The sequence below is a fragment of the Pseudomonas guariconensis genome (assembly GCF_024127895.1).
GTDB lineage: Bacteria > Pseudomonadota > Gammaproteobacteria > Pseudomonadales > Pseudomonadaceae > Aquipseudomonas > Aquipseudomonas guariconensis_B.
Genome location: NZ_JAMYBK010000017.1, coordinates 106,619 through 114,673, shown reverse-complemented (window position 1 = coordinate 114,673; position 8,055 = coordinate 106,619). Strand labels below are relative to the sequence as shown.

Below are 8,055 nucleotides of genomic sequence, written 5' to 3'. Positions count from 1 at the left end.
CCAGAACCATGCGCACGGCACGTTCACGGACTTCAGGGGAGTAGGTCGTGGTCTTTCTCATGGCCTCATCTTCTCAAGAGTTGAGGCCTCCACGAAACCCGGGGCGGTTCACATCGCATGTGATTGAACGAGCTTACCTCCTCGGGTAACGTCGTAGCGGAGGACTGCAACCGCGCATTCGTCGTGACTGGGTACCAGCAAAGGCCCCCCGGCATTTTTGGCAGCAGAGAAAGCTGGTTTCTCTGAAGTAGTGACGACAGGCCGAGTCTGTCGGATTCTGAACCCAAGGTCATTAGACTGGGAGCTAAAGGATCGCTGCGACTACTCCTTGGACATATTGAAAAGGCACCCGTGGGTGCCTTTTTTTGCGCTCGTTGTTGTCGGGGCTGTCAGTACCAAGCTAGGTAGAATCGACGCTGAGATTGCAGATGACGATGCGTCGTTTTGGATGCATCAGCTTATTTGTGAATGCGGTAGGCAATTCTCATTTTTTCTGTGAAATTTCTACTGATGAGTCACAGAAAAGATGCAGCTTTAGCTGAAAACACTGGACCGCAGATGTCAGCTTTTTTGTGAGCCTACATCGGCGAACGAAAAAAGGGGCTGCTTTTGCAGCCCCTTTTTTGTTCAGATCCCCAACTCTCGCAAGCGTCGATACAGGGTACGTTCACTCATACCCAGATACCGAGCCAGCTCGCTACGCGATCCTTGGAAGCTTTCCAGGGCGTGCGCCAGGTCGCTCAACTCATTGCGGCCACGACGGCGTGGCGCCACCTGCCCTACCTCTGCACTGGGGCCAATGTCTTCCGGCAAATGCTCAGGACGAATCAGGCCGTCGTCGGCGAACAGGCGCGCCCGTTCGAGTATGTTGCGCAGCTCGCGGATATTGCCCGGGAACGGATGCAAGCTGAGCCGCTCGAGCGCCTTCGGCGTCAGCCGGGGTGGTTGCTTGCCCATGCGTTGCAACAAGCTCTCGGCCAGCAAGGGCAGGTCTTCGACCCGCTCCCGCAGGGCTGGCAGGCGAATGGGGAAACCGCTGATGCGGTAGTAAAGATCTTCGCGGAAGGTCCCGGCCGCGACCATCTCCTTCAGCGGCTTGTGCGTCGCTGACACCAGGCGAAAGTCCGAATGCACCGTGCGCAAGCTGCCAACCGGGCGAAAGCTGCCCGACTCGATCAGGCGCAGCAACTTCACCTGCATGGCCAGCGGCACTTCACCGATTTCGTCGAGGAACAGGGTGCCGCCATGGGCCGCCTCGGCCAGGCCGATCTTGCGCTGGGTCGCGCCGGTGAATGCGCCCTTCTCGTAGCCGAACAGCTCGCTCTCGAACAGCGACTCGGTAAGCCCCGTGCAATCGACCACCACCAGCGGCCCGTTGGCCCGAGGACTGCCCAGGTGCAGGGCGCGGGCGAACAGTTCCTTGCCGGTACCGGACTCGCCCTGCAGCAGCACCGGGATCTGCGCCGGCGCTGCCCGCTGCAGGCTGGCAAGGGCCGTCTTGAAGGCAGGGGCGCGCCCGACCAGGCCTTGCTGTTGGGGTTGTGCGGAGGCCAGGGTGACGCTGGTCAGGCGTTCGACGAAGGCCACCACCCTGCCCTGCTCATCGAGGATCGGTCGCAGTTCCACGTCCACGTGCTCGGGCCCACGGGGGGTGTGGTGGATGTGCAGGACGCGCTCCGGCACCTTGCTGTCCAAGGCCTTGCGCAGGGGGCAATGCTCACCGGCCTGGTCGCACGGCACGGCATAGTGGTGGGAGACACGGTGGCACTTTTCACCCAACGGTGCCTGGTCGTCCGTGCCGAACTGCCGGCGGTAGGCGGCGTTGGCGGCGAGGATGTTGTAGTCGGTGTCGAGGATGATGCTTGGGTGCACATCGTGTTCCAGGTAGGACACCAGGGCGAGGATGGCGGGATGGTCGGGATACACGGAAAGCGCGGACATGAAGGTGGCCGATGGGAAGTACCCGGCGAGGGTAGCAGGGACTGCCAAACACTGCCATTGGCTGTCAGTCGACTGCCAGAAGGGACTGCCAGAGCTGGTATGGAATGCTTGGGCTGGGTGAGCCGAATCCTCGGTGCACGCCTTTTCGCGGGCAAGCCCGCCCCTACAGGATGCCCTGTTCCAGGGGCCTGCACCTGACCCTGTGGGAGCGGGCTTGCCCGCGAAAAGGACGGCGCAGATGCCCAATTATTGCTGGCATGCATCTTGATAAACCCCGGGACACTGCCTACGCCTCTATGAAGGCACGGTGGATAAACCCTGGAGAGCGCAATGATCATCGGCAGCAACCTTCATGTGGAAGCCTTGTTCGACGAGGTGACCTCGACCATCAGTTACCTGGTGATGGACGGCGAGACGCGCCACTGCGCGCTGATCGACAGCGTGTTGGACTACGACCCCAAGTCCGGGCGCACCTGCAGCGAGTCGGCGGACAGGTTGATCGCTCGGGTCGAGGCGCTGGGGGCCAAGGTCCAGTGGATCCTGGAGACCCATGTACACGCCGATCACCTGTCGGCCGCGGCCTACCTCAAGGACAAGCTCGGCGGCCATGTGGCCATCGGTGCGCGGATCACCCAGGTGCAGAAGACCTTCGGCGCGCTGTTCAACGCCGAGCCGGGCTTTGCCCGTGATGGCAGCCAGTTCGACGTGCTGCTCGAAGACGAGGAAGTCTTCCTGATCGGTAACCTGCGTGCCCGTGCCTTGCATACGCCCGGCCATACCCCGGCCTGCATGAGCTACGTGGTCGAGGATGGCGGCGAGATCGCCGTGTTCGTCGGCGACACCCTGTTCATGCCCGACTACGGCACAGCCCGCTGCGACTTCCCGGGGGCCGATGCGCGCACCCTGTACCGCTCGATCCGGCGCCTGCTGGCGTTCCCCGACCAGACCCGCCTGTTCATGTGCCACGACTACCTGCCCGGTGGGCGTGAGCTGCGCTACGTCACCACCGTGGCCGAGCAGCGCGCCAGCAATATCCACATTCACGAAGGCGTCAGCGAGGACAGCTTCGTGACCATGCGCGAAGCCCGCGATGCCACCCTCGACATGCCTGTGCTGATCCTGCCGTCGGTGCAGGTCAACATGCGCAGCGGCCAGTTGCCCGAGCCCGAAGACAACGGCGTGCGCTATCTGAAGATCCCGCTGAATGTGCTCTGAGCACCTTGGCCCTATAACGACTATTTCAAGGAAACACCGCCATGCCTGCCTTGCAGTCCCCTGCCGATGCCTCATGCACCGACCACCACAAGGTGGTCATCGTCGGTGCCGGTGCCGCCGGTATCGCCACCGCCTCCAGCCTGGTCAGCCGTGACCCGTCCCTCGATATCGCGCTGATCGACCCGGCCGACGTTCATTACTACCAGCCTGGCTGGACCATGGTCGGTGCCGGTGTGTTCCAGGCCCCGGCCACCGCCCGTACCATGGCCTCGACCATGCCGCGGGGCGTACGCTGGATCAAGGCGAGTGTCGCAGGTTTCGACCCTCACGGACAAACGGTCCGCCTCGAAGATGGTCGCGCCGTCAGCTACGAACAGCTGGTGGTGTGCCCCGGCCTCAAGCTCGATTGGAACGCCATCGAGGGCGTGAACGAAACCCTGGGCCGCAACGGCGTCACGTCCAACTACCGATACGATCTGGCGCCTTACACCTGGCAGTTGGTGAGCAACCTCAAGCAAGGCCGAGCCCTGTTCACCCAGCCGCCGATGCCGATCAAGTGCGCGGGTGCGCCACAGAAGGCCCTGTACCTGTCTTGCGACCATTGGTTGCGCCAAGGCCACCTGGGCGCGGTCAAGGCGAGTTTCTTCAATGCCGGCACCGTGCTGTTCGGCGTGGCCGACTATGTGCCGGCCCTGATGGCCTACATCGACAGGTACGGCGTCGACCTCAACTACGCCCATCGCCTGGTGGCCGTGGACGGGCCCGGCAAGCGCGCCACGTTCGTGCGTACCCTGCCCGACGGCAGCACGCAAACCCACGTCGAGGCCTTCGACATGCTCCACGTGGTGCCGCCACAGGTGGCACCGGATTTCATCCAGCAAAGTCCGCTGGCCGATGCCGCGGGCTGGGTCGATGTCGATCCGCACAGCCTGCGCCATCGTCGGTTCGCCAATATCCACGCCCTGGGGGACGTGACCAACACCAGCAATGCCAAGACCGCCGCCGCAGCGCGCAAACAGGCACCGGTCGTGGCCAACAATGTTCTGGTCGCCCTGGGCCGTCTGCCGACCTTGGCCCAGTACGATGGCTATGGCTCCTGCCCATTGACCGTCGAGCGCGGCAAGATCGTCCTGGCCGAATTCACCTATGGCGGCAAGGTGGCGCCGAGCTTCCCTCGCTGGCTGCTCGATGGGCGCCAGCCGACCCGCCTGGCCTGGCTGCTCAAGGCGCGAGTACTGCCGCCACTGTACTGGCAGGCCATGCTCAAGGGCCGGGAGTGGCTGGCGCGGCCGCAACCCATGAAGGCCGAGGCTGTGCAGTGATCGAACATCAATTCCTCGGGGCAGGCCTGGGGGCGATCATTGGCGCGGTGCTGGCGCTGACCGGTGCCGGTGGCGGCATCCTGGCGGTGCCCTTGCTGGTGTTCGGCCTGGGCCTGAGCATGGTCGAGGCAGCGCCCATCGGCTTGCTGGCGGTGGGCCTGGCGGCGGCGGTCGGCGCCGGGTTGGGCCTGCGCCAGGGCCTGGTGCGCTACCGGGCGGCGCTGTTCATTGCCGCCATTGGCATCGTCACGGCACCGTTCGGGCTGATGCTGGCGCATCGTTTGCCCAATACGCCCCTGGCCCTGGTGTTCGCCGCAGTGCTGGTGTACGCCTGTCTGCGCATCTGGCGCAAGGCCAGGCGCCAGATGCGTGGCGATTCGCCCTGTGGCGAGCGGCAGATCATGCCCTGCGTGCTCAACCCACAGCAGGGACGGCTGCGCTGGACCCTGCCCTGCGCACGCGCCCTGGCCTTCACGGGTGTGCTCTCGGGCTTGCTGTCCGGCCTGCTAGGCGTGGGGGGCGGCTTCGTCATCATCCCAGCGTTGAACCGCTACACCAACCTGGACATGAAGAGCATCGTCGCCACCTCGCTGGCGGTGATCGCCCTGGTGTCTGCCGGTAGCGTGGCCAGTGCCAGCCTGGCAGGCGTGGTGCACTGGCGGCTGGGTGCCCCGTTCGCCGTCGGTGCGGTGCTCGGCCTGCTGCTGGCGCGGCCGCTGGCGGCGAAACTGGCCGGGCCGCGGCTGCAGCAACTGTTCGCCTTGGCAGGGATCGGTGCCGCCGTGTTGCTGGCCGGCAAGGCGCTACTCGGCTAGCAGCTCGGCCTGCTCCGCCGCGCACAGGGCCAGCAGGTAGTCCCAGACCACCCGCAGGCGCACCGACTTGTGCAGCTCGCGGCGGGTGCAGATCCAGTAGCTGCGCTGGATGGTTTCGCTAGGCAGCACCCGCACCAAGGTGGGGTCGTGCCGGGCCATGTAGTTGGGCAGCACGGCGATGCCCAGGCCTGCGCGGGCGGCATGCTGCTGGGCGATCACGCTGGTGCTGCGAAACGCTACGTTGGGGGCCCGGCAGAAACTGTTGAGAAACAGCAGCTCCTGGCTGAACAGCAGGTCGTCGACGTAGCCGATCCAGCTGTGCCGGGCCAGGTCCTCGCGGTTGCGCAGGGGCGGAGCGTGGTCGAGGTATTCCTGGCTGGCGTAAAGGGCCAGGCGGTAGTCGGTGAGCTTGCGGGTGATGAGCAAATCGGCGCTGGGCCGTTCCAGGTGGATGCTGATTTCCGCCTCGCGGTTGAGGATGCTGACGAAGCGCGGCACCGCCACCAACTCCACCTCGAGCCCCGGGTAGCGCTCGAACAGCGCGCTCATGCGTGGGGTGAAGAACATGATGCCGATGCCTTCGGTGACCCCCAGGCGGATCTTGCCCAGGGGCGTGATGGCCTGGGTGATTTCCTCCTGGGCCAGCAAGGCGACGTTCTCCATCGCCTCGGCATGCTTGAGCAAGGCCTGGCCGGACGGGGTGAGTTCATAGCCCTGGGCGTGCTGGACGAACAGGGCGGTACCCAGGCTCTTCTCGATGCTCTCGATGTGCCGGGCCACGGTGCTGTGGGTGGTGTTGAGGCGCTTGGCGGCAGTGAGCAGGCGGCCGCTGCGCTGTAACTCGAGGAAAAACCGCAGATCATTCCAGTCGAACATGCTTGTCCCTGTGCATTTCGGACGGTGCCGCTTCGTTTTGCAGGAGCGGCGCCGTGGCTGTGAGCGCTGTGCTAAAACGCACAGCGGCTGCGCGAAATCTCGTGTTTCCTCGGCGAAATTAATCAATAAGATGGTCCGGGACAAGAATAAAAATCAGGCGCGAGGTTGCACATGCCATCAGCCGATTCTGTCTTCGACTACGTGGTCGTAGGCGCTGGCCCTGCCGGTTGCCTGTTGGCCAACCGCTTGTCCGCCGACCCTGCCTGCCGCGTGCTGCTGCTCGAGGCCGGTGGCCGCGACACCTATCCCTGGATCCACATTCCCGTCGGTTACCTCTACTGCATCGGCAACCCGCGCACCGACTGGTGCTTCAAGACCGAGGCGCAGCCCGGCCTGGGCGGTCGCAGCCTGGGGTATCCACGGGGCAAGGTGCTGGGAGGCTGCTCGTCGATCAACGGCATGATCTACATGCGCGGCCAGGCTGCCGACTATGATCGCTGGGCCGAGCAAGGCAACGAGGGCTGGGCCTGGAAGGACGTGCTGCCGCTGTTCAAGGCCAGCGAGCACCACTTCGCCGGCGCCAGCGACAGCCACGGTGCCGAGGGTGAATGGCGGGTCGAACAGCAGCGCTACAGCTGGCCGATCCTCGATGCCTTCCGCGATGCCGCCGAACAGAGCGGCATTGCCAAGGTGCCCGACTTCAATACCGGCGACAACGCTGGCTGCGGTTACTTCCAGGTCAACCAGCGCAGCGGCGTGCGCTGGAACTCCGCCAAGGCCTTCCTGCGGCCGGTGCAACGGCGCCCCAACCTCACCGTGCTGACCGACGTGCAGGTCGACCAGGTGCTGCTGGACAACACCCGCGCCACGGCGGTCAAGGCGCGCTGGCAAGGCGCCTGGCATGAGTTCAGGGCGCGCCGCGAGATCATCCTCTGCGCGGGCGCCGTCGGTTCCCCCGGGATCCTGCAACGTTCCGGCATCGGCCCGCGCAAGCTGCTCGAAGGCCTCGGCATCGGTGTGCGCCACGAGCTGGCCGGTGTCGGCGGAAACCTGCAGGACCACCTGCAATTGCGCCTGATCTACGAGGTGCGCAATACCCGCACCCTCAACCAGATGGCTAACAGCTTGTGGGGCAAGCTGGGTATGGGCCTGCGCTACCTTTACGATCGCAGCGGCCCGTTGGCCATGGCGCCGAGCCAGCTGGGCGCGTTCGTGCGCTCCGGGCCCGAGCAGGCCACCCCCAACCTGCAATACCACGTGCAGCCGCTGTCGTTGGAGCGCTTCGGCGAACCCTTGCACCGTTTCCCGGCGTTCACCGCCTCGGTATGCAACCTGCGCCCGGCCAGCCGGGGCCGTATCGACATCCGTTCGGCAGACATGAACGCCGCGCCGCTGATCGATCCCAACTACCTGAGCGACCCGTACGACCTGCGCGTGGCCGCCGAGGCCATCCGTATCACCCGGCGCATCGTCCAGGCCCCTGCCCTGGCCGCCTTCGAGCCTCGCGAGTACCTGCCCGGCCCGGCCCTGCACACCGAAGAACAACTGCACGAAGCCGCTGGCCGGATCGGCACCACCATCTTCCACCCGGTCGGTACCTGCCGCATGGGCAATGGCCCGCTGGACGTCGTCGACAGCCAGCTGCGCGTTCATGGCGTCCCTGGCCTGCGGGTGGCCGACGCCTCGATCATGCCGCAGATCGTCTCCGGCAATACCTGTTCACCCACATTGATGATCGCCGAGAAGGCGGCGCAACTGATCCTCAAGGGGGCTGCTACCCAGATCAACTTCAACGACGCAAACGCGATACCGACGCCCTGACCCGGGTGCGTGCAACACCGGCGGCTTGCGGTCAGAGGCCGCCGACAGTGGACAACAAGAATAAT

General features: G+C 64.9%; 6 protein-coding genes. 4 read left to right on the top strand and 2 right to left on the bottom strand.

Annotated elements, in window-relative coordinates:
• Window positions 1–627: 627 nt before the first annotated feature.
• Window positions 628–1,941 (bottom strand): sigma-54 interaction domain-containing protein, encoded by a 1,314-nt coding sequence (locus tag NJF35_RS17500; protein WP_253091325.1) that lies wholly within the window; start codon window positions 1,939–1,941, stop codon window positions 628–630.
• A gap of 330 nt (window positions 1,942–2,271) precedes the next feature.
• Here NJF35_RS17500 and NJF35_RS17495 point away from each other — a divergent pair, with 330 nt between their 5' ends.
• The 3 genes from NJF35_RS17495 to NJF35_RS17485 are packed head-to-tail and all read left to right on the top strand — an operon-like array spanning window position 2,272 to window position 5,293.
• Complete coding sequence (locus NJF35_RS17495; protein ID WP_225789924.1) at window positions 2,272–3,156, top strand: MBL fold metallo-hydrolase; 885 nt, start codon at window positions 2,272–2,274, stop codon at window positions 3,154–3,156.
• A 41-nt stretch (window positions 3,157–3,197) separates the two neighbouring features.
• A complete protein-coding gene (locus NJF35_RS17490; RefSeq protein WP_225789925.1) occupies window positions 3,198–4,478 on the top strand; it encodes an FAD/NAD(P)-binding oxidoreductase in 1,281 nt (426 codons plus the stop codon).
• Complete coding sequence (locus NJF35_RS17485) at window positions 4,475–5,293, top strand: sulfite exporter TauE/SafE family protein (protein ID WP_225789926.1); 819 nt, start codon at window positions 4,475–4,477, stop codon at window positions 5,291–5,293. Before NJF35_RS17490 ends, NJF35_RS17485 begins: the two co-directional genes overlap by 4 nt.
• On the opposite strand, the gene NJF35_RS17480 is transcribed toward NJF35_RS17485, so the two are convergent.
• The gene (locus NJF35_RS17480) at window positions 5,282–6,169 is read right to left on the bottom strand and encodes a LysR family transcriptional regulator (RefSeq protein WP_225789927.1); all 888 of its coding nucleotides are present in this window, start codon (window positions 6,167–6,169) and stop codon (window positions 5,282–5,284) included. The two genes, NJF35_RS17485 and NJF35_RS17480, sit on opposite strands and share 12 nt — an antisense overlap.
• 171 nt (window positions 6,170–6,340) lie before the next feature.
• On the opposite strand from NJF35_RS17480, the gene NJF35_RS17475 reads away from it, so the two are divergent.
• Window positions 6,341–7,990 (top strand): GMC family oxidoreductase, encoded by a 1,650-nt coding sequence (locus NJF35_RS17475; protein ID WP_225789928.1) that lies wholly within the window; start codon window positions 6,341–6,343, stop codon window positions 7,988–7,990.
• Window positions 7,991–8,055 lie beyond the last annotated feature (65 nt).

Coding starts and splice junctions, on each gene's coding strand:
- NJF35_RS17490 (WP_225789925.1), top strand. CDS start 3,198: ATGCCTGCCTTGCAGTCCCCTGCCGATGCCTCATGCACCGACCACCAC.
- NJF35_RS17495 (WP_225789924.1), top strand. CDS start 2,272: ATGATCATCGGCAGCAACCTTCATGTGGAAGCCTTGTTCGACGAGGTG.
- NJF35_RS17500 (WP_253091325.1), bottom strand. CDS start 1,941: ATGTCCGCGCTTTCCGTGTATCCCGACCATCCCGCCATCCTCGCCCTG.
- NJF35_RS17475 (WP_225789928.1), top strand. CDS start 6,341: ATGCCATCAGCCGATTCTGTCTTCGACTACGTGGTCGTAGGCGCTGGC.
- NJF35_RS17480 (WP_225789927.1), bottom strand. CDS start 6,169: ATGTTCGACTGGAATGATCTGCGGTTTTTCCTCGAGTTACAGCGCAGC.